The organism is Saccharococcus sp. Marseille-Q5394 (genome assembly GCF_946901335.1).
Lineage (GTDB): Bacteria > Bacillota > Bacilli > Bacillales_A > Planococcaceae > Sporosarcina > Sporosarcina luteola_C.
This window is the reverse complement of the sequence record NZ_CAMPPQ010000002.1, coordinates 706,227-732,500: the sequence shown is the minus strand read 5'-3', so window position 1 is coordinate 732,500 and position 26,274 is coordinate 706,227. Positions and strand designations below refer to the sequence as shown.

The window sequence follows — 26,274 nt, the reverse complement described above, 5'->3', positions numbered from 1 at the left end:
AGATGAAAGTTGGTATAGAATGAAAAGCTATCAGAAGTCATTAGTAGGACTCCTACTAGTAGCCATATTGGCGGCTTGTGGAAACACGTCCGAAGAGTCACAGAATGCCCATACTTCTACTACAGACCCATCACAAAACATTTCAAACAGCAACGACAATGAATCGCTCACGGAAACTGAAAAAGACATTGCAACTACCCCAAAGAGTATGAAGGAAGTATATCAACAAAAACTTGCTAATCGAAGCAAAGAAGTGGACAAAATACGAAAAACTTATTCCAATGACTCATCAACTCTCGCATTGAAAAAAGTCGAAGGAGAACGCTATGATCTGTGGGATGAGTTATTGAATGAAGTGTATGGAGTGCTAAAGGAGCAGCTTTCTAAAGAGGAAATGAATCAATTGAGGGACGAACAACGTAACTGGATAACATATAGAGATGATACCGCGAAGGAAGCATCGCTCAAATACCAAGGCGGTACACAGGAACATTTGGAATATGTGGTTGTGCTAGCAGACCTTACGGAAGAGAGATGCTATGAACTGGTTGAGGACTTTATGGAATAATTTTTTGTCTATACCTGTGCGATAGTGAAGGGTACCAGGTGCTAAAGCAATTCGAAATTCTGTGGGAACCTGGTACTCGAAATGACTTATAAACAAGAGCAGCTAAATACATCTTGACATTGGGGAGGCATAGATTAGTGAAAAAGATTTACATCGGCGCACTACTCATACTACTGATTGCAACCAGTACAGTTTTTTATCATCAACATCAAGTGATAATAGATTATCGGGCGTCCATTTATGGGGAGTTGGCTATCATACAAAAGCCGATAGAACGAATTTTGGAATACCAAGAAACAGCAGAGAAGTATGATGATGCTCAAAGAGCTCAATTAATTGAAACATTATTTAATGCGTTTGCTGATGTCTACAATTCTACGGGTGGAATTGTACGAGCAGAGCGACAAATTGAAGAACAGTATCTTAACGAGTATTTGGATACAAAGAAACAATATGTTCAAATTGTTATTGCTTATGAAGAGGCAACAACATCCCAAGAGCGTGAACAGGCACATAAGCGTCTACTAGAGCATTATAAAGTGTATGAAGAGTTTTTGAAGAAGGTGGAAAAAGAGTTTGTTGAACCCTTCTGAGCAGCTCGGGTACTCGTTGCTTATTGAATTAACGTGGCAGTTTAGTTGAAGAAGCAGGTTTTTTTACGACCTTGTTGAATAGATAATATATGTTGTAAATTATTTCATAAAAGGATTGACTTCAAGTCTGGAAAAGTCGCTTTTTTTGAACTAACGGGGCAAAGAGTTAAAGAAGAACATCGCTGACTGGACTAATATAACATTTTCGTAGAGGGAAATACTGTTAAAATATAATTATCAAGCTATATGTTGTAGGAGGGGTTTTTAGTGTTAAGATTTGTTGATGACTTTGCAGGTGCTATATATGATGTTATTAAATTTGTTATATGGTCGATTAGCTATTTACTTGCAGGGGCGATAATTGTTGCAGTTCCAATGTATTTGGTAGTTTGGATAGTCGGTCTGATACAGTAATCATATTCAACTAAACGGGTGCTTTACTTGAAGGTCGTTGAGCTTTGACCGCACCTTTGTCTTATTCAACTAACGCGGCAGTTAGTTCAATAAGCAAAAGATAAATGTGAAACTTTATTTGTTTAATTTTGTCTAATTATTTTATAAGGAGGTGCTACTTTGAAAAGATTGTCTCTTTTCTTGATAGCTGTGGTTTTCACTTTATTTTTCGTTGGTGGATGTTCCTCTAAAAACAATCAAAAAGTAGATGTTTACGAAATGGATAGTTTTTCGGATATCAAAAAAGATTCATTGACCTCCTTTACAGACTCCGAAATTGTTAATGATTTTGTGAAAGCGTTCAACAACGCTGTAAAAATGCCAGGTATAGTTAATATGGCTGAGCCTGAGTATAAAGTTGAATTTGGTGAAGAATCCTATTTTCTTTGGATAAATGAAGATAGTGGCACGATAATGAATTTAAACGATACTCATACCATCTATACCCTGTCAAAAAGTTCAGCAAAAACGATTAATGAGTTATTGAACTAACGCAGCAGGTTAGTTGAACTAGAAGACAGGAGGGGTGATTTGATAATAAGAAAATTAGTTTCTGCCGTAGCAGCCTGTATATTGGTAATGTTTATATTTTTCCTTATAGAACCTTCAGGATTTGTCATTATGATTGGAATGTATTTATTCCCTATTCTCTTGACTTACGGTTTGCCAAGTTCTATATTGTCTGACTTATTATCAAAGAAGCTTGAAGGAGTAGTACGAGGTGGAGTAGCTTTAGCAACTCATTTACTTCTTGCCATTGTATTTGTACAATTTTTTTTCGTTTTTTCGGGAGAGGGTTGGGAACCAGTAAATTTCTTTTTATTTATTTCCCTCCTATCATCTTTCCTTTTCTGGAGTGTTGATGAGTTTCTCAAGTCAAATATGGTTAAACAAATTCGTACGAAGATTGATGATTTGAAAATTTATTAGATAGTGTCGGGTTGGAAACTCTCAGCTTATTCAACTAACTAGTGCTTTACTTCAAGAAGGAGTAAAGCATTTTTCCTTATTGAACTAACGGTGCAGTTAGTTGAAGAAGGATTTATTTAGAGTTCAGCGAATCCCTTATTTATGAAATATAAAATGTAAAGTGTGGTCTGTTTGAATGAGGTTCCAATAATAGTAGGGAAGAATGTACTGTTAAGGCAACCAAGCGAAAGTGATGTAAGAGCTTATTTGAATATTGATGTAAAAAAGGAACTTATTCGAATGTATAAGTAACCTAAATCAAAAGACACTGGAGGATGAGGTGATATTTGTGCAATCCATCAAGTATTAAACTACAAAGGTGCGTTGATCCTTGAACGATTAATACACTTTTGATAAACAACTACTAGTCCAAGCAGTATCCGCCCTTTCACATATAATATAGTATTATAATGGAAAGGATGTGTATACCATTGGGATTAATATGTAGTTGTGGGGCTATTGTAACTGGCACAGATCCCGAAGTACCAATTGACTTTGTTAATGAAAGGGCTACTGGACAAATTAGCTTTACAGCAAATATTTGCAGAGATAGACTTGAACAAAGTTCACTTCAAGTAGTGTTTGTAGATAATGAACCTATCCCAAATAATAACTCTTTTGTATTTACTTCTATCCCTGGTCAAATTAGTGTTGTTATTTGTGAACCATTAGAGCCACAGGGTGGTTGTAGAATAGTTGTACTCGGTATGGGTCTCGTCACAGGTGAAGTCACACCACGAAACTTTACAATTATATTTCAAGACAGTGGAGGTCTAAATGACGATTTTGCCCTCATTCAAGAAATAAATGGATTTGTACTACAGGCACAGTCTGCTGAACTTCCACCAGGTTCTGTTACTGTATTAGGATGCACGCCTGATTAAGAGGGCTAAAAAAGGGGTCAACCAGATTTTTGGTGGCTCCTTTTTCTTTTCATTGGTCGTAAATCCATATAAAAAAACAATTTTATGGCATTCACCACTTTAATGTATTTCACATTTATGAATTTGTGAAGAATTGTACTTAAAGTAACGGGGTGCTTTACTTCAGGAAGGAGTAAAGTCTTTTTTCTTATTGAACCAACGTAGCAAACTAGGAATGTCTAATATATCGGAGGTATACCTATGCAAAGGATTTTAATAGTAACAATTCTTGGAGTTGTTATATTAGCAGGTTGTTCTTTGATTGATGGAAAATCAGAGAATGAAATACAAACTGTTTCTAGTGCAAGCTGGGTAACTGAATTCGTTACATGGGAGAATGAATCTTATGTTGTTACAGAAGAGGAAGTTAATGAAGAGGAAATAGGTGCTGAAATTGGCGAAGTTACTTTCTATTCTCAACAAGGGATTTCTGACACTAGTGGGAATTTCTCGAATAAATATAAAGAAGGAACAAAGTATTATGAGATAACCGATATTAATAAAAAGGAAGCTATAGCTATCGAAGTCAAAGAGGGAAAGTTTCTTAAAGCTGTTATATTTGAAATATGGGAAGAAGAAACTTTTAACTAGATAGGATTTCTTCTTCAACTAACGAGTGCTTTACTCAAGGATCAGAGCTGCTTAGTCGGCACTTTATTAAATAATTTCAAAAAAGTCGGACATCAAAATAAAGGAGGTTATCAATGGATGCTTTTCGTGGTTTTCATGTAGATATGTCAAATTATCCAAGTGCACTCGCAGCCTTTCTAATCGTGAGGCTAATCTTAACTGGATTACTGAATGACAAAAAAGAACTAAAAGAAATAGTGACCGTAATCTGGGACCTGCTATTATTTATATTTGTTTGCTACTTTACGTTTAAATATCGTGAATATATGATGGACGATTTGGGTAACAAAGTACATTTTGTTTGGTTGCTTATGATAGGGTTGCTTGTACTTCATGTCAAAGATATTTATTCGCTAATCAAATCTAAAAGTACAAAAGAAGAAAAGCAACGACTATAATGCACTGTTTTTTGCTAACAGGAGCTTTGAAACGATACCAGGTTCTGAAACAATTCGAAACTCGATGTGAACCTGGTAACAGAAATATTATGCGCACCCTAACTTTGATTAGGAAGCGGCGTTTCTGGTCGATTAGGGCAATACCTGCAGCTAGGCTCACAACATGTTGACTCACTCCAACAATTGCATGCCGCACAAAAATACACGTCATAGTCTTCATAGTAAATCAAGCTATTCTTACATGTTGAACAAGATTATTCTTGATCGATGTGACCGTAAATTTCAAAGCCATCGACAATCACCTTATCAGCGTGTATTTTTATTTTCATAATTAAACCTCCAGTTTTAGTGGTCGGTACCTGTACGATAAACTATGATAATCTAATGAAAGGTGTTAAGTTCTATTACTTATTGAGAGTTCTCTACAAAGAACTCTATCCCGACTTGTTCCCCTGTCACTTCTTCAAGTATATTGAGTAGAGTGTCTCTATAGTGTGATTGCAACCAATCAACTTGGAAGCTATTGCTGCACGCTACACCGATATGATGATCATCGAGCAGGATTGCGGATGTATTTTTGAACCATGTCTCGTAACTTGGATAACTGATTGTTTGCTTCACTTTCGATAATACATCGTCCCAGAGTGTAAATCGCTCGTCATCATTTATCGTTATTCCGTCCAAGTCTGCAGCAACATCTCGGTCGACATCCTCAAGTTCTTGATAAAATATCCGAAACTTCCCTACTCCGGGTATCTCAATTTCAGAAGCCCCTTTTCGTATTGCCATGCTCCTAAAGTGTTCAAATAACTCGATTTCATTTGTGATTTTCTTCAATTTTGGGCCCCCTGTTTCGTTTATTTAATAGAAACTAAAAAAAGACCACCTATTGCACTTGTAAGTGGTAATCCTATCAGGACATGATTCCGTGAATTTTCTCCATATATTCATCATACTCCATGTCGCTCTTTTTTGTATTACACTTCGAGCAGGCACAGACGCAGTTTGCTATCGTGGTTAAACCACCTTTTGCCTTCGGGATTTTATGATCCAGCGTATCTCCATACTTTCCACAATAGTGGCATGAATAGTCATCACGCTCTAAAATAAACGCCTTTATTGTTCTTCTATTATAGAAATGGTGAATTAACGTACTATGGTAGATTCCTGCTGATCCTTCTTCCACTATTCTCTTCGCTTTTTCATAGCTGATGACACTTTCATATTTACGATTATTCTTAGTTCGTCCGCGGATAGTTATTTCCCCGTTGGCATCGAGGATGGAAGTGTCATAACTGTATTCCTTGACAGGTTCAATTATCCTTTCATGCCTGCGTTCTTTACAATCATAGCAAAATGACCTTCTTTTCCCTGCGCTCCTTCCCTTTCCGCCTAGTGATGGAAAACTCATCTTGTGTTTGTATTCTTCGCATATTTTGCATCGTTTATAGAGAGTGCAGGAATCACCGATACTTACTCCCACTTCATCACCTCCAGCCGATTTTTTTTATGACAACCAGGTCAACTGTTTAATATTTCAATTATTACAATAATACCATGGAACATGAAAGATATCCCCGTTCTTAAGGGAACTTCTATTTTTCCGTTCGTGCTTCCCACCTCTATGTTAAAGTGCTAAGCGCGGCGGTTTCGAGGATCGGATCTTTTTAACGGGAGTAAAAGATGACTAAGCTTTATTTGGTGGTTAGGCATGGGGGTTACTCCTGAGTTGTTTTGGAGCGTCAATTGGTTGTAACGACCAATATACTCCTCTATAATAAAGATAACAGGTATATAATTGGTTTCAATAACCAATCTAAAAAGGACCATCCAATGCGTCAACATTAGGCGGTCTACAAGGTGTAATAGATGGTTCCCTTCAAGGGGATCAGCTCAGCTATGAAAATAATCCATCCAATTATGAGCTCCCACTCAAGGATGGATTATTTTTTATTGTGGAACGACAATATCGCTACGATTAATACTCCGAAAGTTACCATGAGCATCAGCGCTTCAGATACTGACATACGACCACCTCCCCTCTAATGGGAAATGGCCGACCACCCTTGAGTCACCTATTCTATTACTATTTTATTGTACCATACGTACGTTCCCAACTCTATGGAAGTTCATGTGTGTACACATATGATTCTTCGCACTGCGCAGCCTAACTTTGATTAGGAAGCGGCGTTTCTGGTCGATTAGGGCAATACCTGCAGCTAGGCTCACTACATGTTGACTCACTCCAACAATTGCATGCCGCACAAAAGAACGCATCAAAGTCATCATAGTAAATCAAGTTATTCTTACATGTAGAACAAGATTGTTCTTGATCGATATGACCGTAAATTTCAAAGCCATCGACAATCACCTTATCAGCGTGTATTTTTATTTTCATAATTTACCTCCAGTTTTATTGGTCGGTACCTGTAGGACAAGCATGATGACAATGCAATGAACGGTGTTAGGTTCTACTACTTATTGAGAGTTCTCTACAAAGAACTCTATCCCGATTTGTTCCCCTGTCACTTCTTTAAGTATAGTGAGTAGAGTGTCTCTATAGTATGATTGCAACCAATCCACTTGAAAGCTATTGCTGCACACTACACCGATATAATGATCATCGAGCAGGATTGCAGATGTGTTTTTGAACCATGTCTCGTAACTGGGAAAACTGATTGTTTGCTTCACCTTCAATAATACATTGTCCCAGAGTGTAAATCGCTCGTCATCATTTATCGTTATTCCGTCCAAGTCTGCAGCAACATCTCGGTCGACACCCTCGGATTCTTGATAAAATATCCGAAACTTCCCTACTCCGGGTATCTCAATTTCAGAAGCCCTTTTTCGTACTGCAAGGCTCCTAAAGTGTTCAAATAACTCGATTTTGTTTGTGATTTTCTTCAATTTTGGGCCTCCTATTTCGTTCATTTAGTATCAGTCCATTCATAGAAACTAAAAAAGACTACCTATGGTACTTCTAGAGGTAATCCTATAAGGAATTTATCCCGTGAATTCCTTCATTCCACAATAGTCCCTATATATTTTTCTAAACACTCTGCTGCTTCGTGTTCAAATTCTCTGTAAACCTACAACCCGGATAATTACTACACCCATAAAACTTCCCATACCTACCCGCCTTCATAGTCAGTTGCCCACCGCACTTGGGACAAGTAGTTTGTAAAGTCGAGGCGACCTGCGTGGACATATTTTTCGAATCGCCGGTATGTGGCCGTGCCGTCTGTTTGGCACCTTTCACCTTTCGGATTGATTGCAAATGGTCTGCCTTCAAACGCTTCTTCTCTCTTTTATCTTCAACCAACAGCTCTCCAAGCTTTGCATTAATTTCTCTCACGGTAGTCTCATTAATACGTCGCTCTTTGTACTGTTTGATTGTCGCTAGCAATTCAGTAAACTGAATGACATGTGCTAACGTGAAATCCTTTTTGAATTTAAAAGTAGAGTTAGGTGAAAAGGCGATGATCGAATGGACATCCTTCATTTCCGCTTGTCCTATGTACGTAAACAGAGCTTGCACATGGCCGTAATTCTGTCGGATTGGATTGTGCATTTTTGTCTTCCGTTTGTAAATGACTTGTGTCCAGTACGGTTTATATTCATCGCCGAAAATCCAGCCGCTGTAATGTTTCGTTTCAATGACAAACACACCATACTCTGACGTCACAATATGATCCACTTGCGTCAATCCCCGCTCGCCATTCGGAATATACACATCATGGAAGACAGTGTATGCATCCCCTAATTTTTGAAGCTTGGAATTCACAACCCACTCTCCATACTTTCCTTTGATAATGGGCATTTTCCACTGCACTACTAACGATAAGACTATGAATGAAACTAGTAACGGAAAGACACTCGATGTTATCAGCATAATTAAAACAGAGAGAATCCCTCCAAAGAAACCCGAAATCATAACAACACCACCTTTACTCTTAATTGAACAGCATGCGCTTTCAGTACCAGTGAAGTTCGCGTCGTTGCTGCTTCAACACTTCCGATAAGCCCTTCTCTCCGCATACACACAACAAGCTAAGCAGACTTTCCCTACCTTATTATTCGGTAACCTATAACGTTGGAACTCTGATACTATCCTTTTACAGATTCCACATCTTGATTTAAATAAGCTCAACATTCAAATCCCCCGCCTTTTTTCTACATAATTCGCATTAATTAAATAGTACCATATAACATGTAAAATATTCCTTATAATTTAGGGATAATTCTTGCAAAATACATTTCTCTTACATTACTATCAACATCTCTATTTAGCGCTGTGCTAGAATATAGAAAATTACTACACAAAGGAGAAGATCATATGCCAATCTACAACAAACTTGTTCGAGACCTGATACCCGGCATTATCGAAAAGGACAGGTAAGACGTGTGTCACCTATATATTGGACGACTCGCAATACATAACGGAAGTAAACAAGAAGATGCATGAGGAATTAGCGGAATATGAGGGAGCTATCACATCGGATGATGCCGTTGAGGAACTGGCCGATTTGCTGGAGTTGATTCATGCTGCAGCAAAGTTTCACGGGGTTACGGTGGAAGAACTGGAAGCGGTGCGTGCTGACAAAGCGGTTGAACGCGGTAGTTTTGAGGAGCGGATCTTTTTAGTGGAAGTAGAAGATGACTAAATTTATTAATTCGAAATGAAGTACCTCATCTTTAACTCCCCCAAAGAAGTTTCTCTACCCTTGTGGATCCTTCACTGTACTACGATCCCCATTACAACCGGGCATCTCAGAAGACCTAAAAATTTATTCCTTAAACCGTGTTTAATAAGCTATGTTAAAGAATTTTGTTAATATTTGCCACAGCCGAACCCCTGTTCTATAATAGGTTTACAAGAAAAAATAATCAGTTTATTTATTAGGAGGATGTATTATGCAGAATAAAGCTTTGGTAATTATTGATATTCAAAATGATATAACAAAGAATTACAAAGATATCATTGACAATATCAACAAATCAATTGATTGGGCGGTCGAAAATAATATTCATGTTGTTTATATAAGACATGAGAATTTGTCACCTGGTACGAGAACTTTTAAAACAGATACACTAGGTGCCGAATTAGCTCCAGATTTGAAAATAGTATCAGAAAATGTTTTTACAAAATATAAAGGAAACGCATTAACATGTGAAGAATTCACAGAATTTATTAATATAAATAAAATAGACGACTTCTACATCACTGGAGCGGATGCTGTTGCTTGTGTTAAGTCAACTTGCTATAACTTACGTAAATCAAACTATGGGGTTAGTGTACTATCAGATTGCATTACCAGTTATGATAAAAAGAAAATTGATGGGATGATAGACTATTATGAAAGTAAAGGATGCGAGATAATACGTTTGAACGACTTATTGATTTAACAATTTCCAGGTCCATAAACTTATACCAAGGGGTCTCACCTGTCCCGCTGCTCTCATCTCGAAGTCTCAATTAACAGGTGTGAAAAATCCACATTGGGCTTTAACATAGCCTTTTAATAAAACATACAGAGAAGTATCCTTTTCATCATTTCAATTCATATAATGTGTGAAAGTACGAATAAACTAAAAAGGACCACCTAATGCGCTAACATTAGGCGGTCTGTAATAGCAGGTTTCCTTCAAGGGGGATCAGCCCGAGATGAAATAATCCATCCTATGCGAGCTAGTCACTCAAGGATGGATTATTTGTTTTAATATAAACCCTAACCTGGTGCTAACCTTTATTCATTATCTTCCTTGTCGTGTTTCCGCGTTTCCCCAAATACTTCTTCAAAGGAATAAACTTCACCCCGTGCAAATTCTTCAAGGCCTCTTTCAATCGCTTCTATTTCCTCAGGTGTTGGTTCTACTTCGGGAATCGCCATTTTTAGCAACTCTATTCTTAATTCAGGTAATTTTTCTTTTGGTATTTTGTCAATTAATTCATAAAAATATTCCCTATCAACTTTCATATTATCAACCCCTTCCCCTTATGTATATACCAGACCGAAGAGCGCAAGTTTCCGAAGCAATTTAAAATTCGACTAAAACCTAACCTGGCGCTGCAAACGATTTTAATTAGTCACTGAGTTGCCTGCGACATTTAGACACCAAGTGAAGTTTTCCCACGCGGAATACCAGCCGGTGAAGATCTCGTGCGAATCGTCCCAACGAACCTCAAACTTCTTATGACCATCTATCTCCACCAAATACAAAGCCAGCGTATTATCCACCTTAGAAACTACAAGTTTCATGCCATTTTGACGTTCTTCCTCAGTAAACGGTACATCTGAAACCGAACGCATCTGTGCTTGTTCAAATACTTGCTTGTTACTGATTCTATAATTCATAAGCAGCCTCCGTTACATCATTTATTCTTGATATCAGTCCATCCTTCTTCTGCAAATCTTAGAAGTACAGAAGTATATCTTATATGTATTTACCGATGAAATCAAAGTGAAAATAAATTAAATAGATACCGTTCTAAAACAGTCCAAATGTAAATGAGAGCCTTGCAACGGAAATAACCTTTAAAATCTTTTTTGAATAAATTCATGAAGATAGTATCCTTTTCATCATTTCAAATCTATATAGTATGTGAAAGGGGGGAAAGCAAATGGCGACAATCGAATTCAAAAATGCAGTAGGAAAGGTGTACTTCGATGGCGGGATGACGGAGGATGGGAAATTGATCCGAAAATCGAAATCCTACCGTAACATCGCAGAAGGGGCGACGGCTGACAACCTACACAACGCCCTTACACAATTGGCACAGCTCTCCGAATATCCATTAATCGGAGCAGAAAGGGTAGAAACAGGAGACATTATGAACTAAGTAGAAAACTAAGTAGAAAGGGGAGATGAGGAATGGCGAAAACGTTACAATTAAACTTCACGACTGCTGCGGGAAAACAAACATCCCTAACAGTGGACGAGCCAAAAGCTGGATTGACGCCAGCCGAGGTGGAGGCAGCCATGCAGGAGATTATCAATTCACAGGTGTTTGAAGTGGATGGCTCTTTTCTTGCAACCGTAAAAGGCGCCCGCATTATCGAACGCACCGTAGATGATCTTGTAAAAGCATAAGAATAAGGCTCTCCGGCTTGGCTGGGGAGCCTTTTATCATTAAAATTGAGGAGGCGAATTCAAAATGGAACAATGGCTAAATTTTATACAACAAATCGGATTTCCGATCTTTGTATCTTTTTATCTCTTGCACCGGCTTGAAACGAAACTCGAGGCCATACACAATGCACTTGTTTCTTTGAAAGTGAATTGAACTTAAATAAAGGTACCAGGCACCCGCGCAATTAAGAATTGATTGGGTGCCTGGTACCTATTTCCAAATTTTAATTCAGAAAATTAAATTGTAATCCACGCCCTCATTCAATTCTTTGGTTGTGGGCATTTTAACGCGATGTGGAATCGTCTTGAAAATGTGCTTAGCATAGCACATCCGTTGCGCCACTCTTGGAAGCTTGTGAATTCACTTCACTGTTAAACCGTTTTTCAATTAGCTGCTTTTCTTCCTGTCAGACGATTAGAATGCCCGTTCAATCTAGCAAGTTGACGGCACTCATTCAATATTTCCATAATGAACTGATAGGTTCCATAGCAAGCCTTCACATCCAATGTCTCATTATCCGTGTGCTCATTCGCATATCCAACTGATAGATTCACACTTTCAATTCCGCTCTGGGCCCATATATACGTATCGCTGGATCCGCCTTCAACAGTCCGCCATCTGCGGTCACCAGATCTCCGGGCGATTCCTTCAAGCGCATTTCCAAAAGCGGGTGTGCAAAACAGATCGACTCCACCTCTGGAAGTGACGATATCATGCGTGCCCCGCCGGTCGATGACAAATGCCATATCGACATCCCAAAGAATTGATTTCGTAACTTGCCGTGCACCAAGAAGTCCTATTTCCTCCTGTACAGTAAAGATGAATTTGACCGTTCCGTTAAATTGACTGTTTCCAACCGATTTGGCAGCAGCCAACACAACGTTTACACCTGCCCGGTCATCGGCCCCTAAAATCCCATCACTGCTCGACCAGATATCTCCTGTTTTAATAATTTCACGCCCATCGGCAATCGATTCATACGTATCCAAGTGCGCATTCAACAATACAGTTGGGCCTGGTCCGAACCTTTTTACTGCCACGATGTTCCCATAATGATCCACTTCGATTCGATCTGTTAAAGGTTTCAGTTTTTGGATTACAAATTCCCGGATCCATTCCTCTTCCCCACTTTCCCCGGGTATGGCAAGGACTTTTTCCAGCGTCTCGTTAAACGACTTTTCACTGACAAGTTCATTTTGTTCTTGATGAATTTTCTCAGCAAGTTCAAGCGAGAATCCGGAAAGTTGCACAGCGATACCCGGCAGGTTTTTCCGATCTATGTAGATTGTTAGTTTCGCGCCTCTTCGTTTGATGTTCAGTCCGCAATATTCCAGTATGCTTTTCGCCATTCGTGCAAATCCCGCCGTTGCAAAATAAAGGACAGGCTTTCTCCGCTCGTGGCCATCACATGAATAGGTCATTACACAACCTAGCCGATTCAGTTGCATGACAATCCCCGCAATGTACACGTCGATCGTATCCAATGGGATTTCAGTAGGTCCATAGCTGGACCCACTTCTGCCATCAACATATGTCTCTAAATGGCCTATCCAATTTTCTTCCGCCACGGGTTCTCCATGTATCGTAAGAATCGTTTCTGAAACAGACACACTGATCGACAACTTCTCTAAAAGTGTAACTAGGAAACGCTGATTTTGCCGGGTAAGATTGCATAAATCAAATTGCCCTTCATTTACTTCAGTCACTTCATATCCATAGCCGTTTAATAATGCATTCCACTTCTTCGTCATCTCATCATCTCCGTTTCTTTTGATACCCAAAGTATACGGAGATGACTGTGACACCCCTGTCACACGAATAAGTTACTGCAAAGAAAAATCCCGCTACTGAGTAGAGGGATTTTTTGCGATATTAGTTGGCTTCATTTTCGATGATTGAAAATTTACATGGTTCAATCTTATAACTTTGAGTGCCAGTAACATGTTGGATGAACTGTACTGGAAGCCCGACGTCACTTAGTCTCTGATTGAGTCGACGGATCTTTTGCCGATAATTCTCCCAGCTGACATCATGACTTTCAGCTACAAATTCTTCCTGGTAGCCAGAAATCTCAGCCAAAGCGAGCGTTTCTTGTTTAGCTGATTTCAACAGCAATCTCTTCAGCAAAATTCCGTTCAGGCGGGATATTTCCTTACTCTGGTAGCCGCTTTTTACATAAGGCTGATCCAAAGTCATATCAAGCCATATTGCGCCTGACTCAACGTTCGATTCAAGTTCTTCATACCTCACTTTTGAAATGAACTCTTCACCCTCATTGCTCACCAACCTATATTCAGTCTGCGCCAACAAGGTTTTCACATTAGCGGTAAGTTCATCTATGCTGACGCCTTCCGTATCTAGCTTTTTATCTGACTTTAAGTCTTCCACGGTACGCATGGATTCCTTTACAAGCATCATCGCACAATAACTGATGAACAGATTCGCCTTCACAATCTGATCTTTCGCTAAGGGAAAATCTGAGGAATTATCCTGGATCGCTGCTTTGAAAAATCGGATGGCTTTGACCCACTCCCCATCTTCATAATGGAGAAAGGCATAACGGTAATTCGCTTCAGGGTTATGCGGATCCAGCCGTAAAATCTGCTCGAATGTAAGCTTTGCAACATGGCGGTCTTTCTGTTCAGTCTTCATATAATAGGCTTGTTCCATCATGATGCCGATGCAATCGTATCGTCTGACCGGATCATGGATTTTCAACTTTCGTTCCAATTGCAAAATTCGATACGATAATTGTGCTAGCGGCGCACTGAAACCGATAGGCCCACTGCGCCTTGATTCTCTTAATTTCTTGTAAAGTGCTTGTAATCGTTCTTCATCTGTCAGCAATACGCGATTCATATACACTCCCCCATTCTCATTCGAATCAAAAAGAGTAAGATCCTTCGGCATGATACAGCCAGACTAAATCAAACTGGCCTTCCCTTTTTCCACCATAATGTATAGCTGGTGCAATGCCCTACTTGTCGCGACGTAGGCTAATTTACGGTCATCATCAGTTGGTTCATAATCGCTGAAACGGACAATGACGACCGCTTCGAATTCGAGTCCCTTAACAGCGGAAGGAGTGGTGATGACTACCTTTGTACCTGTTGGCAGTTTACCCGCAGTCTGTATAGCGACAGAGAAATATGGATCGATCATATAATGGTACCGCTCGATCATCGATTCATCTTTCACAATGACGGCTACCGGTTCATACTTGCTATCGAAGACGGCTTGCTCCAGGATTTGAATCAATTCCTCTTCTTCCTTGTCAGGAGTGAACTCTACAAATTCAACCGGCTCACCGTCCCGGAAAGTCTCTGCTGAGAGTGAATATTTGCCGGTAGCGAACGGCCCGATGATTTCATTGCTCACCTCTACAATTTGGGCTGTCGAACGGTAAGTCGCTTTCAGCTCGTATAGCGAGAGGTCGCCAATCAATTCTCCTAATACATTCCAGTCTCGTAGCGTATTGGCCCGGTTTAGGTTCTGCCCAAGATCTCCTATGAGCATGATGCCGTTCCTTTTGGTAAGTGCATGCAACTCCGTGATTTCGTATGGCATATAATCCTGCGCTTCGTCGATAATCAAGTAGGACAGCAAATGATCTTTTGGAGGACCGTTCAGAAGCCTGTCAATATGCAGAAGTGCCGGCAAGTCTTCATAATACATGGCACTTGCACTGTTGTATGCTGCCGGCAGCAACCCTTGATCTTTTGCAGCTTGAACCGCAGCTTCATAACAGCCAACGAGGTCAGCTTTCAAATTCTTCTTCACGTAATTTCGAAATTTTTTCTCTTCAGTAGCGGATAGTTCTAGCTCATCTTCAAACACAAATCCCGAATACTGGTGATTGAAGCTGTATTGGAGATTGTACTGCTCTTTTAATGCAGCTGTAACCTGTCGGTAATAGGCACGTTCTATTGCTGCAAGACTTTCTGTATACAGTGCTTGTTGGATCATGTCTTTCCGTTTTTTTAAAAAAGTCCTGTTTTTCCGCCGTAAATTCCTGCAACAGACGTGCCTGAACTTCTTCGAGCTGTGCTTTAACGGCAGTATTCTCAGTCAAACCAGCCGTACTAAATACTTCTTCACGTTGCGCAACGATATACTGAAGAAGTACAACTTCTCTCTGTTCCCGCATTTTCCGCTTCATATGCTTATGCCAGTCGTCTGAGAGGAGTGACTCGTCCACCACTTGGGAAATCCAGCCTTTCAGGTTTACTCCGTGATCGTCCAATTTCAATTGGATGGCATGTTGGATCGCTGCGATGAACTGTAGACGACTCGCATCCGCCTTCTTTTTTGTCCCTGTTGAAGGATCTTCAGCTTGAAAATCAACCAGTTTCATCCACTTCCACTGCTCCCCCAGTTCGGCAATTCTCTCTGAAATGAAATTAGTCTGGATGAGCGACAAACTAGTAGTTTCCTGCTTCTCGATCTCTTTCGCCTCGTTCCGTACCCATTGCTTCCATTCTCGGGATACTTCATTTCGTTCCCTCATCTCTTTCTGCACGCTTTTCAAGAAGAAGTTGAAGTAGAGATTTTCCCTTTCTTTTAGAGACAAGTCAGGATATCTTTCCATCTCTCGCAAAATCGGTAGAATCGGAACGGCAATTGAATCGGCTGTCACCGGTTTTGCCCAAATTCGGAGATCGTTGAATGTGCCCATCGTTTTTCTCTGTACAATTGCTTGAAATTCCAAGGAACCTTTTGTTTTGATGAGTTCGAGATCTTCAACGCTATGACGTTTGATGCCGGACTCAGAAAGTCCAAGAATGTCACAACCCATTTTGAGAAATGTCATCTGTTTAATACCGATGTCCCCAAGGGTAGGAAGTACGTTTTTAATATGAGCTAAGAACGCATCATTCGGCCCTAGTATAGCCACGCGCTCCGGTGAAAGATCTTCGTATTTATATAACAGATAGCTTAATCGGTGGAGGGCGATGGCAGACTTCCCACTTCCCGCTGAACCTTGGATAATAATCGGTTTTGTCATAGGGAGTCGGATGATTTCATATTGCTCGCGCTGCAATGTCGCTACAATTGCCTGCATGTCCACTCCCCGTTTTTCCGAAAGCGCTGACACCAATCCTTCATCTTGGAAGTATTGACTTGATGCGGTGAGCGGCGGATGGAGCTTATTGATACTACCACTCCGTATATCAATTTGTCGGATATAATCGACGATGACATCACCGAGAGTCTTATGGGTAATCGGTTGGCCGACTGTCCGCAAATAATAGAGCGAGGCTGCTTCCGCCTTCCAAGAGGTCACATATCCATCGATGCTTTGATCCCCGATGTACATCGTTTCAGCGCCGCTCTTCGTGACGTAATCGACACGCGCCACATAAGGCTTATCTTCAACCCCCTGCAGACGACGATTATGTTCGTATGAGCGTTTCCGGATGATTCCTTCCGCAAATGCCGATGCGTGATCCACCTTATCTGTACTGTCAAAATCTATTTTCCGAATTGGTCTGATCAAAGACTTTATTTTGCTAATTACTTTAAACAGAAATCCATATTCCGACTTGTCGTCACGCGGTAGAAATGAGGACTCACTATAAGCCGGGAATGAAGGAGCTATAGACTCTTCAGGAACCTTCGCCTCTTCTAAAGCAGACATCGTCGTCAGCATCATTTCGGACATCGACTGCAACATCTGATTTTCATCAATTTCCTTCTCGGCAAGCAGCGGTTGATCATTTACCTGTCCTGTCGGTAAATGAGTTGGTGGCGCGAAGTATTCATTTTCCTCTTCTTCCAACTCAAGCTGTACAGCAATCGCTTCTTCAAGGACGGCTAAAACATCTTCCTTATAGCCAATATCATCGACCGTATTCTCTGCACTCGCTATTTCATCCACCATGGTCGCAGCTTGTTCGCCTGTAACAGATGTTGGCATCTCCATCTCTTTGATGACCTGTTGTAACTGGTTAAATTTCTTTTCTGTTTCATCTAGAAGCTGAGCCAATCGATTGTTTTCCAACATTCTTAACGAATGGCTAAATTGCAGTACAGCGTATTTTTTCTCCAATTCCATATGTATGGCTTTTGGCGTTCTCGAGTTGACTTCCACCTCAAGCCGATCAGCCTTAGCTTTCAGCTGCTCTGCCGCAGCGGTCATCATTTGAAGTCTTTGCTCAACCTTTATTGTTTCCGATTGTGCCAGTTCATAGGCATCTTTAGAGACCACCCCCTGCCCAACCTCTTTCAGCCGCAATGCTAACCGCTGAATATGCACATCTTTCTCGGCAAGTTCTTGTTGAGTGGGCCGCACGGCAAGTTCTGCATTTTTTGCTTCGAGCTGGCGGATGATTCCTTTTAGGCTATCCATTTCAACGGATTTCTTCCTAGCGAGTTCCTCATACTTCTTTTGTTCAGCAATCAATTTCTTGTTCGCTTGATCTTTCATTTCCAAGTCATAATAGAGTTGCTGATTCTGCAGCTGGTAATATCGGATATCCGGATCAGCTGCGGCAGGAACGTTTTCCACTCGCGCTTCTTCTAGTACCTGTTTCACTGTTGCTATATCCTCTCGCTTAGTAGATAAGAACCCGAAAAGTTTCATTATTTCACCCACTCATAATCTATTAGTCCATCTTTTTAACCTTGGTTCACTCCTACATTATACCTGATTCACTCGATTAATTCCTTAATTTTCCGTAATTAAAAAAGCCCCAGACAAGTCTCAGGTCATCTGATCGATGAGCTCTTTGGATTTCGGAAATAGTTATTTTGAAATTAAACTAGCACTTCATTATGATTAGAATAATGGAAAGTAATACATGAAAAATAGGAAGGTGGATTAAAATGGGGTTTCGATTTCAAAAACGGATCAAAATTGCACCCGGTGTCCGTTTGAATGTTAGTAAAAGCGGAGTCAGCACGTCGATCGGCCGGCGCGGAGCTTCGGTGACGGTCGGGAAACGAGGTGTCCGTGCCAATGTCGGCATTCCCGGGACAGGTCTTTCATACTCAGAGCAATTAACGAAACGGAAAAAGCGACCACAGCGCACTGCCTATGAGACGATTCCTAATAAGGCGACCGCTTCCCCCACCGATGCTAAAGAAGTGGAAGCGTATAACTCATACGTCAACATGCTCATCTCCATCCACCTGGAATCGGAGGATCCAGTGGACTGGGATGGTATTGTCAAGGAGGATTTGGAGGCGTTTGGAGGCAGTGGACCAAATGCGGAACGGATCCGCCAAGAACTTGCCGTCTTCAAACCGTCATGGATAAGCCGACTGCTTAAGCGCGGCGAAGCCCAAAAACGCACCCTCGAAAAGAAACTCGCTGACGCAGTTAAGCAAAATCAGCTTCTATTGACTAAAAAACAAGCAAAACGGGAATTAGCCGCAGAGGTATTGGACGGGAATGAAGAAGCTTGGCTCAGAGCTCTCCACACCTATCACCCTTTCGAGGACATTGAACAATTAGGCGGCAAAAAATTCAACAACGGAGAGCTGACAGCCTATTACCAAACCGGCAATCAAGAAACTGTGCCGACAGAGGTGTTATCACTTACTGCAAAAGGCAATCTATCACGAAGAAAGATGGGCAAAACCAATTATTTCACACTCTATCAAGACTATGTCTGCAGTTGCATCATCCGGATAGCGAGAGAAGTTTTCGCCATCCTCCCGGCAGAAAAGGTCCTCATCCATGCATACGATTATAGCCAGGCAGATGAACTGCCTACGAAAGGATGCATCGTTTCTACACGTATAAGTCGAGAAGAACTAGATGGTATGCTATTTGATGTCATCGATTGCTCTGAAATGATTAAGACGTTTGAACATCATATGAATCATCTGAAGACAAAGGGGTTTCGGTTGGTGGAGGAGCTTTAATTTGAATGGACAGTCAATCATTGAATCGTATGATCGGCTGTCCAGTTGTCTTTCTTGTAGCAAGCTACATCATGCAGTAGTTCATAAGTGGATATGTCACCTTTCCAATTTATCCATTCGAGCCGCTAACCTATATGCTAAAATACAGAGAATTGTACTCAAAGGAGAAAATCATATGCCTATTTACAATAAACTTTTCCGTGACCTCATCCCACAAATTATCGAGAAGGACGGTAAGACGTGTGTCACGTATTTACATACACCCAATCATCAAGATAATGTACGGCGGCAGTTTCTTAGACAATTGAAATTCCAATGATAACCTATAAACGGTAATGCTGGGTAAGCATTACCGTTTAAAATCATACCCCTTATCATAATATTTTTCCTGTAATTCAATAAACTCCATATAGAACTGTCTTAAACCCCTTTCAGTACAGCCACTCTCAATTACTTCTTTCATCCTTTTATCAACAAAATGGTAGACTTCTTCTGTATCTATTAAGACTTCTGGTTTGTTTTGATTGTATAGATTTAACAAGTCATAACGAATTTCTTCCATTTGTTGTGGTGAAAGAACACCCATTTCAATTGCATTCCCCTGTATGTTAGTTCTATCCAATAAAATAGAAATTGGATGTTTTTTGTTTCTTGGGATTAACTCATAGCCATTTAGCACATTTGATAATTCTATTTTAAGGCCTTCAATTTTTTCCAGTAATTTCTTCTCAACGGAATGGTTTTGCGAAGTTTCTACAATAACCGGATCCATGTTTTCATCAACGCTCAAATGGCTTTTGACGATTTCCCTGACAATCGGATAAGCATGCTTTACAATATCAACATCTCTACTGCTCTCGATTCTTTTATCGCCATGAAATAAATTGTTCCTCACTTTATTTAAAATGAACATTAAGTTAAATAAAGCTTCCTTTGGGTTACGAGTTAAATTACTTTTTAATCTCTCTTGTGAATCAGAAGTATTTAGAACTTCTTGGTGTTTACCTAAAAACTTTATGGAAGGCTCGATATTACAGAAAAACTGGACTTCTTCACACGATAAAATATTGCGAACTGCAGCATTATCAAAATCATTAATGATTGATTTTATCTTTGAAAACTCCTGACCGTTTCTCCGCCCATATATAGCGTTAAAGGATATCCAAATACTGATAAATTGATCAAAACTATCATTAGCGTCTGATGCTTTTTGATACCATCTTTTTGAAACCCTCATAAATCTATCCATCGTTTCACCTCTTCATTTTAAGTTGTCGGCCAATTAAAATCCTTTTTATAATACTTGTTCTTTAATCTTTGTAAATCATATTCCCATTCTGCAATCGCGTATCTAAATTTTTTATGCCCATTTCTTTGGCCTTTTCGCATCTTCACAAACCCGGCAATCGTGTAGGCTATCCTTCTTAAGCCCAATGCTGGAACGGCTCGTTGTAATACTGCCCACCTCTTCTCCCTTGTTAAATCTGTAATTTGATAGCCCATTTTGCGCAAATCACTTTTTTCATTTAAACCATTGGAATCGCTTTCTGGCGCCAACTCTTTTCCAGATATTTCCGTTGATGGCCAAGTAAAAAGTTTAACGCCTTCTAATCTTTTACCACCATTGGTTATTATCTTTAACGACGCTTTATTGTTTTTCTTATTCTTATTTTTTTCTTTCAAGTCTCCTTCAATTAGTATAAATCCCGGCTTTGCCTCTTCTTTTATCTGTTTTATCATTGGCTTATTAACAAAGACAGCTGTCTTTTTATTATCTGTTAATGCCAAGACAGGGATTGTTTTAATAACCTTTTGCATTTCCTTGTTTTCATATACGGCAAGTTCAACCTTGACTATATGCTTTATATCACTTAATTTCATACTACTTGGAATATTATACGACGAAAGTCTGACTACGCTTTTGGTTATCTTAGTCCCTTTATCTTTCCTATTCGTAACCTTATTCCTCTTTTCTTCAAATAAGGAATGGAGCTTGTCAGCAATCACTTCTTTTTCTTTAGATGAAAATATCTTTTCCTTTTTAAATCGGACAATGGTACGTTGTATCTTATCAAAATCCAATCCTTCTTTTTTGGATAGATTTTGCTTAATATACCTATAAAAACGAATTGACCATAAATCGCTTTTCAATCTATCATCGTAATCAACAATTACATCTTTCAAAAGTTGTTCCTGATTTAAGATGAAGCCATACCACAGTAATTTGGATAGATTTTCTTGAGATAAATCTTTTTCAAATCGATCCCAATCTGAAAGCATATCTAACAATAATGGATGAACGGACTCAAAATTAATAATTAAATAACTATGTAGTAATTCCATTGTCAGCTTCAGGTCATAGCTCTCATAAAGATTCCCGTCCATTTCATTTATTTTTGCCGAAAGTATCGATTGAATATTAGTTTCCCCTATTGACTTTTCATGGGATTGAAAAACTCCACTTATAGATTCATCATAATAGTTAAGCAAACACATTACATAATAATAAATTTCCGCCTCCGAATCGCTAAACTGGATTAAGACAAGGTCACAAAGTTGCCTGACATTCGTTGCATTTGCTGACAAGTAAAATTTAGCATGCTCTTGGATTTCAAATAAGGTTTTTGTTAGTAATAAAGCAAGTGAAGCATTTTCGGTTTCGATTATATAGTTTAATAAACGAATGGATGAATCATGGAATTCTGCTGTTTTCTCCCCTTTTTTGATTCCCAAATGAGACAAGCAAACTAACTCTGACAAAAATTCAATATCACTATGAATGCGGCCTACTCGTTCCGAGCTATAAAGTTCAATTTTAGACTTTAACATAATAATCCCCCACAATTGATTCTCTTTGTAAAGAAGAAGCCAATACAGCTATTCCACCTGTTTAAATAGATAGCAGTTTAATTTTACCATATCATAATTAAAGTTAACGAACTATTATTTATTTTCCGACCCTGAATTTTGAAAAAGACAAATCTCAAAAAGCATTGAGATCTGTCTATTATTTGTTACTCTAGTTTCATCCCTCGAATCATCCGCGCCGTATCTAGATGTATGCTACCTTCTTCCTTCTCTCGATGATAAGCAGCAACAGTTAGGAAAAAATCCCTCATGTATTGTTTATGTTTCACAATTAGTATAGATGCAAGATACCAATTATTTCTAATTAGCTCATTGACATACTTATCGTAGAAGGCAAAGGGGCTCTTATATTGAAAATACAAACGTAGCCTCATTTGTTCATTATGCTTATCTTCTTCTACTAAATCCGAAGCATCCATTTTCTCGTAGTTATATAACATATACTCGCCCTTATATTTCCCCTTCAAAATTTGAACTACTCCAAGTCCAAACGTATACGCGGCTATTAGTTCGATGGGTTGCTTTGGCAAATAAAAATTTGAATTTGGAATAAAGGGTGTTTCATGGATGTAATACTCACAACCAAGTTTTCCAAGTTCCTCCATTAATAACTGTCGGTGTGCATTGTTAATCTTTTTGGAACGAAAAAAATTCAAACTATTAATGCCGCACTTTTTATCAACTACTTCCAATTCATCGAAGTCTTGCTCATCAGAGTAGTCGTCTTCCAAATCTTCATTCCAATCTAGAGTATCGAAACTCATACAATGCATAGAAACGATTGTATAGTCCACTCCTAACTCCAGATCTTTACTATTGATGACACCATGTATTGGTTGAAAAGCTGCTGCCATTTTGTTGTCCTCCCTGTTTATAGTAGTATATTATTTACTCTACTATCTATAGTCAACGACGCTTGAAAACCCACACAGCTCTATGGTAGTGAGGAAGAGTGTGCAAGTTAGTTGGAGAAATTCATTCCATGGAATACGTATGACAGAAGATGTTTATCGACTGCAAATTTAACCTCTATGCTAAAATATAGAAAATTGCACCTTAAAGGAGAAATTCATATGCCTATCTACAATAAACTTGTACGTGACCTCATCCCACAAATTATCGAGAAGGACGGGAAGACGTGTGTAACGTATCTATTGGACGACTCACAATACATAACGGAAGTGAACAAGAAGATGCATGAGGAATTGGCGGAATATGAAGGCGCTATCGCTTCTGATGATGCCGTTGAGGAGCTGGCTGATTTGTTGGAATTGATTCACGCTGCAGCGAAGTTTCACGGAGTGACAGTGGAAGAACTGGAGGCAGTCCGTTCGGAGAAAGCCGCTAAACGCGGCGGTTTCGAGGAACGGATCTTTTTAGTGGAAGTAGAAGATGACTAAGCTGCGCTTACTTACACAGAACTTGTTGGATGACTTGAAGAAACTTACTGCTGAAGCTGACACAATCTACTGGATGACGGCATTTCTTATGAAGTCTGGTGTAAAGGAAGTGTTACCTGTCTTACGGGAGGCAGTATTGCGCGGGGCGGATATTAAAATACTGACTGGCGATTATTTGTCCATCACCCAACCAGATGCGCTTCAATTGCTGATAGATGAGATCCCTACTGCCGAGATCCGCATGATGGAAAGCGGCGGCACTTCATTTCATCCGAAAGCTTATTTATTTAAATCAACGGATAGTGCCACTGTCATCGTTGGATCTTCCAATTTGTCGAAGTCTGCACTAACGAGCGGCATCGAATGGAACCTATATGCCCCATCCACCGTTGATGCGGAAATATTTGAAACGGCTGCCCATGAGTTCATGAATCTCTTTTTGTCGCCGAACACTGTCCAGATCAACAATGAACAGATTGCAAAATACAGGACTAGATACGATGAAACAAACTGGAAATTGCCGTTCAGCGCTGTGTATGATTCAAAAACCGAGCTTGAAATGACATTCGGAGCAACTATCTTGGATGACCAAGTTGCAGACCCAGCATCTTCTTATGAATCAACTAGCCTAGAACCGCGCCCAGCACAGCAACTCGCATTGGACGCGTTGAATGAAACAGTAGAAGCTGGATATGAAAAAGCTTTGGTTGTACTTGCAACGGGGCTCGGCAAGACGTACTTGGCTGCGTTCTTTGCCCAAGCCTATCCAAAAGTCCTTTTTATCGCACATCGCGAGGAGCTACTCTTGCAAGCACAGCAATCTTTCAAGCATGTATTCCCTGACAGAACAAGCGGAATTTATAACGGTCAGCAAAAGGAGAATGACGCAGATTTCGTTTTCGCTTCAATTCAGACACTTGCTATGCGACATCATTTGCAGCGTTTTGAACCGACTGCGTTCGACTTGATTGTCGTCGATGAATTTCATCATGCCGCTGCCCCTACATATGAAAAGGTATTGGGTCATTTCATACCGAAGTTCCTGCTTGGCCTGACCGCAACACCTGACAGATTGGACAACAAGGACGTCTATAGCTTGTGTGACGGCAACGAAGCCATATCCATCCACTTCCTGGACGCCATCCGGCAAAACTGGCTATCCCCTTTCATCTATTACGGCGTATTAGATGAAACGGATTACAGCCAATTGAAATGGCGTAACAATCGGTACGACGAAGAGGAACTGCTCCGTCTTCAAATACGTGACAGTTATTCGGAAGCTGTGCTGACACCTTGGAAGGAGCATAAACAGAGCCGCACAATCGGATTCTGCTCGTCCATCCGGCAAGCCGTTTTCCTAAGTGAGCATTTCCAGCAAGCAGGCCACCGCTCACTCGCCCTTCATGGCAACACAGACAGGGAGACCCGGACTGCCGCCAAGTGCATGCTAGAATCCGGGCAACTCGACATCATCTTCACAGTCGATTTATTCAATGAAGGTGTCGATATCCCTTCTGTAGATACATTGTTGTTCGCTCGTCAAACGGAATCACTTACCGTCTTCACTCAACAAATCGGACGCGGACTGCGACTTGCGGCCGGCAAATCACATTGTACAATCATCGATCTCATTGGAAATTACCGTAATGCACGCCAGAAATATAAAGTATTCGCAGATGACAATGAACTGCCTGCCAAAATTAGCAGTGAAACATTTACGGAACCGACCTATTTCGAATTCCATTTCGAAACTGCCGTCATCGATTTACTGGAAGCCATGAAACAGAACGAACCGATTCAGCAGCGATTAATCAATGCTTATTTTGAATTAAAAGAAGAGCTCGGTCATCGGCCTTCTTACTTGGAATATCATTTAAAGGCAAAAGAGGATTCAAAAGCGATTCAACAGAAGTTCAAAACCTACCCTGTCCTCTTGGAACACGCTGGGGAGTTGAATGAACTAGAAACCGAAGTGTTAAAGCAGCATAAAGGCTGGCTGATTGAAATGAACCGTACCGGCATGAACAAAAGCTATAAGATGGTATTGCTGAAGTATATGCTTTCAAGAGGGGTTGCCGATTGGTATAAGCCGGTTACAGCGATAGAAGCGGCACCTTTCTTTCATGCTTATCTGATGGAGAAGCCTTATCGCAGAGATGCAGACCTGGCCGATAAGCAAGGACTGGCATTACATGATTATGATGAGGCCAAAGTTGCTAAGCTCATTGAGACTATGCCAATGACAAAGTGGAGTGGCACTTCTAAGGGTCTGATCCAATTTGAAGACGGAATTTTCTCCCCGCAGAAAGAGGTGGCAAAAGAGCATGATGAAATACTGTTTGGGTGGATGAAGGAGATTTGTGAGTATCGATTGCATTGGAATTTTGAGAGGAAAAAAAAGGTTATGGTTAAGCAGAATTGAATGCGTAACCATTGTGTACTAAAAATATGCAAAAGGGAGCCAATCATGT

30 protein-coding genes and 1 pseudogene are annotated in these 26,274 nt (G+C 40.1%); 17 read left to right on the top strand and 14 right to left on the bottom strand.

Annotated elements, in window-relative coordinates:
* The first annotated feature begins 19 nt into the window (after positions 1–19).
* The 8 genes from OC538_RS14285 to OC538_RS14250 all read left to right on the top strand — a co-directional run bounded on the left by OC538_RS14285 (position 20) and on the right by OC538_RS14250 (position 4,534).
* Complete coding sequence (locus OC538_RS14285; RefSeq protein ID WP_262176666.1) at positions 20–568, top strand: lysozyme inhibitor LprI family protein; 549 nt, start codon at positions 20–22, stop codon at positions 566–568.
* A 137-nt stretch (positions 569–705) separates the two neighbouring features.
* Positions 706–1,161: a hypothetical protein gene (locus tag OC538_RS14280; protein ID WP_251696106.1), complete on the top strand. Its 456-nt coding sequence runs from the start codon at positions 706–708 to the stop codon at positions 1,159–1,161.
* 267 nt (positions 1,162–1,428) lie between these two features.
* Positions 1,429–1,575, top strand: coding sequence for a hypothetical protein (locus tag OC538_RS14275; RefSeq protein WP_262176659.1), 147 nt, complete (start codon positions 1,429–1,431; stop codon positions 1,573–1,575).
* Between the two features lie 159 nt (positions 1,576–1,734).
* On the top strand, positions 1,735–2,106 hold the full coding sequence (locus tag OC538_RS14270) for a hypothetical protein (RefSeq protein ID WP_262176656.1): 372 nt from the start codon (positions 1,735–1,737) through the stop codon (positions 2,104–2,106).
* Between the two features lie 39 nt (positions 2,107–2,145).
* Positions 2,146–2,544 carry a hypothetical protein gene (locus tag OC538_RS14265; RefSeq protein ID WP_262176652.1) on the top strand — a complete coding sequence of 133 codons (399 nt, stop codon included), beginning with the start codon at positions 2,146–2,148 and terminating at the stop codon, positions 2,542–2,544.
* Between the two features lie 470 nt (positions 2,545–3,014).
* Positions 3,015–3,467: a hypothetical protein gene (locus OC538_RS14260; RefSeq protein WP_262176649.1), complete on the top strand. Its 453-nt coding sequence runs from the start codon at positions 3,015–3,017 to the stop codon at positions 3,465–3,467.
* Positions 3,468–3,707: 240 nt separating this feature from the next.
* Positions 3,708–4,097 carry a hypothetical protein gene (locus OC538_RS14255; RefSeq protein ID WP_262176645.1) on the top strand — a complete coding sequence of 130 codons (390 nt, stop codon included), beginning with the start codon at positions 3,708–3,710 and terminating at the stop codon, positions 4,095–4,097.
* 113 nt (positions 4,098–4,210) lie between these two features.
* Complete coding sequence (locus OC538_RS14250) at positions 4,211–4,534, top strand: hypothetical protein (protein ID WP_262176642.1); 324 nt, start codon at positions 4,211–4,213, stop codon at positions 4,532–4,534.
* Between the two features lie 408 nt (positions 4,535–4,942).
* Here the strand turns inward: OC538_RS14250 and OC538_RS14245 are convergent, their stop codons facing one another.
* From OC538_RS14245 to OC538_RS14230, 5 genes are all read right to left on the bottom strand, one after another.
* Positions 4,943–5,371, bottom strand: coding sequence for a DnaA N-terminal domain-containing protein (locus OC538_RS14245; protein WP_262176640.1), 429 nt, complete (start codon positions 5,369–5,371; stop codon positions 4,943–4,945).
* Between the two features lie 76 nt (positions 5,372–5,447).
* Positions 5,448–6,017 (bottom strand): HNH endonuclease, encoded by a 570-nt coding sequence (locus OC538_RS14240; protein ID WP_262176637.1) that lies wholly within the window; start codon positions 6,015–6,017, stop codon positions 5,448–5,450.
* Between the two features lie 460 nt (positions 6,018–6,477).
* Positions 6,478–6,561 carry a putative holin-like toxin gene (locus OC538_RS17990; RefSeq protein WP_410055889.1) on the bottom strand — a complete coding sequence of 28 codons (84 nt, stop codon included), beginning with the start codon at positions 6,559–6,561 and terminating at the stop codon, positions 6,478–6,480.
* Between the two features lie 451 nt (positions 6,562–7,012).
* Complete coding sequence (locus OC538_RS14235; protein ID WP_262176634.1) at positions 7,013–7,441, bottom strand: DnaA N-terminal domain-containing protein; 429 nt, start codon at positions 7,439–7,441, stop codon at positions 7,013–7,015.
* Between the two features lie 142 nt (positions 7,442–7,583).
* Positions 7,584–8,354: an NERD domain-containing protein gene (locus tag OC538_RS14230; RefSeq protein ID WP_262177816.1), complete on the bottom strand. Its 771-nt coding sequence runs from the start codon at positions 8,352–8,354 to the stop codon at positions 7,584–7,586.
* 516 nt (positions 8,355–8,870) lie between these two features.
* Here OC538_RS14230 and OC538_RS14225 point away from each other — a divergent pair.
* Positions 8,871–9,198 (top strand): annotated as a pseudogene (locus OC538_RS14225) (phosphoribosyl-ATP pyrophosphohydrolase).
* Positions 9,199–9,448: 250 nt separating this feature from the next.
* A complete protein-coding gene (locus tag OC538_RS14220) occupies positions 9,449–9,940 on the top strand; it encodes a cysteine hydrolase family protein (RefSeq protein WP_262176630.1) in 492 nt (163 codons plus the stop codon).
* 341 nt (positions 9,941–10,281) lie between these two features.
* Here OC538_RS14220 and OC538_RS14215 read toward each other — a convergent pair whose 3' ends face one another.
* Both OC538_RS14215 and OC538_RS14210 read right to left on the bottom strand, forming a co-directional pair.
* Positions 10,282–10,512, bottom strand: coding sequence for a hypothetical protein (locus OC538_RS14215; protein WP_262176627.1), 231 nt, complete (start codon positions 10,510–10,512; stop codon positions 10,282–10,284).
* A gap of 102 nt (positions 10,513–10,614) precedes the next feature.
* Positions 10,615–10,890 carry a hypothetical protein gene (locus OC538_RS14210; RefSeq protein WP_262176625.1) on the bottom strand — a complete coding sequence of 92 codons (276 nt, stop codon included), beginning with the start codon at positions 10,888–10,890 and terminating at the stop codon, positions 10,615–10,617.
* Positions 10,891–11,156: 266 nt separating this feature from the next.
* On the opposite strand from OC538_RS14210, the gene OC538_RS14205 reads away from it, so the two are divergent.
* From OC538_RS14205 to OC538_RS14195, 3 genes are all read left to right on the top strand, one after another.
* Positions 11,157–11,375 carry a DUF1659 domain-containing protein gene (locus OC538_RS14205; protein WP_251696093.1) on the top strand — a complete coding sequence of 73 codons (219 nt, stop codon included), beginning with the start codon at positions 11,157–11,159 and terminating at the stop codon, positions 11,373–11,375.
* A gap of 32 nt (positions 11,376–11,407) precedes the next feature.
* Positions 11,408–11,626 carry a DUF2922 domain-containing protein gene (locus OC538_RS14200; protein WP_262176620.1) on the top strand — a complete coding sequence of 73 codons (219 nt, stop codon included), beginning with the start codon at positions 11,408–11,410 and terminating at the stop codon, positions 11,624–11,626.
* 64 nt (positions 11,627–11,690) lie between these two features.
* Positions 11,691–11,819 (top strand): YvrJ family protein, encoded by a 129-nt coding sequence (locus OC538_RS14195; RefSeq protein WP_239431882.1) that lies wholly within the window; start codon positions 11,691–11,693, stop codon positions 11,817–11,819.
* 230 nt (positions 11,820–12,049) lie between these two features.
* Here OC538_RS14195 and OC538_RS14190 read toward each other — a convergent pair whose 3' ends face one another.
* The 4 genes from OC538_RS14190 to OC538_RS14175 all read right to left on the bottom strand — a co-directional run bounded on the left by OC538_RS14190 (position 12,050) and on the right by OC538_RS14175 (position 18,201).
* The gene (locus OC538_RS14190; RefSeq protein ID WP_262176609.1) at positions 12,050–13,417 is read right to left on the bottom strand and encodes a M20/M25/M40 family metallo-hydrolase; all 1,368 of its coding nucleotides are present in this window, start codon (positions 13,415–13,417) and stop codon (positions 12,050–12,052) included.
* Positions 13,418–13,538: 121 nt separating this feature from the next.
* On the bottom strand, positions 13,539–14,525 hold the full coding sequence (locus OC538_RS14185; RefSeq protein WP_262176606.1) for a tetratricopeptide repeat protein: 987 nt from the start codon (positions 14,523–14,525) through the stop codon (positions 13,539–13,541).
* Between the two features lie 63 nt (positions 14,526–14,588).
* A complete protein-coding gene (locus tag OC538_RS14180) occupies positions 14,589–15,503 on the bottom strand; it encodes a 3'-5' exonuclease (protein WP_262176602.1) in 915 nt (304 codons plus the stop codon).
* Positions 15,496–18,201, bottom strand: a complete 2,706-nt coding sequence (locus OC538_RS14175) for a hypothetical protein (protein ID WP_262176599.1) — start codon at positions 18,199–18,201, stop codon at positions 15,496–15,498. The genes OC538_RS14180 and OC538_RS14175 overlap by 8 nt, the downstream gene beginning before the upstream one ends.
* Before the next feature lie 290 nt (positions 18,202–18,491).
* On the opposite strand from OC538_RS14175, the gene OC538_RS14170 reads away from it, so the two are divergent.
* Together OC538_RS14170 and OC538_RS14165 are read left to right on the top strand one after the other, a co-directional pair.
* The gene (locus OC538_RS14170; RefSeq protein WP_262176594.1) at positions 18,492–19,535 is read left to right on the top strand and encodes a DUF4236 domain-containing protein; all 1,044 of its coding nucleotides are present in this window, start codon (positions 18,492–18,494) and stop codon (positions 19,533–19,535) included.
* 175 nt (positions 19,536–19,710) lie between these two features.
* Complete coding sequence (locus tag OC538_RS14165; protein WP_262176590.1) at positions 19,711–19,854, top strand: hypothetical protein; 144 nt, start codon at positions 19,711–19,713, stop codon at positions 19,852–19,854.
* Between the two features lie 30 nt (positions 19,855–19,884).
* Here OC538_RS14165 and OC538_RS14160 read toward each other — a convergent pair whose 3' ends face one another.
* The 3 genes from OC538_RS14160 to OC538_RS14150 all read right to left on the bottom strand — a co-directional run bounded on the left by OC538_RS14160 (position 19,885) and on the right by OC538_RS14150 (position 23,257).
* Positions 19,885–20,784: a methylamine utilization protein MauJ gene (locus tag OC538_RS14160; RefSeq protein WP_262176587.1), complete on the bottom strand. Its 900-nt coding sequence runs from the start codon at positions 20,782–20,784 to the stop codon at positions 19,885–19,887.
* A gap of 17 nt (positions 20,785–20,801) precedes the next feature.
* A complete protein-coding gene (locus OC538_RS14155; RefSeq protein WP_262176582.1) occupies positions 20,802–22,364 on the bottom strand; it encodes a hypothetical protein in 1,563 nt (520 codons plus the stop codon).
* Between the two features lie 185 nt (positions 22,365–22,549).
* The gene (locus OC538_RS14150; RefSeq protein ID WP_262176578.1) at positions 22,550–23,257 is read right to left on the bottom strand and encodes a hypothetical protein; all 708 of its coding nucleotides are present in this window, start codon (positions 23,255–23,257) and stop codon (positions 22,550–22,552) included.
* Between the two features lie 219 nt (positions 23,258–23,476).
* On the opposite strand from OC538_RS14150, the gene OC538_RS14145 reads away from it, so the two are divergent.
* Both OC538_RS14145 and OC538_RS14140 read left to right on the top strand, forming a co-directional pair.
* Positions 23,477–23,803: a nucleoside triphosphate pyrophosphohydrolase gene (locus OC538_RS14145; protein ID WP_262176574.1), complete on the top strand. Its 327-nt coding sequence runs from the start codon at positions 23,477–23,479 to the stop codon at positions 23,801–23,803.
* A complete protein-coding gene (locus tag OC538_RS14140) occupies positions 23,796–26,225 on the top strand; it encodes a DEAD/DEAH box helicase family protein (RefSeq protein ID WP_262176569.1) in 2,430 nt (809 codons plus the stop codon). The genes OC538_RS14145 and OC538_RS14140 overlap by 8 nt, the downstream gene beginning before the upstream one ends.
* Positions 26,226–26,274: the final 49 nt, after the last annotated feature.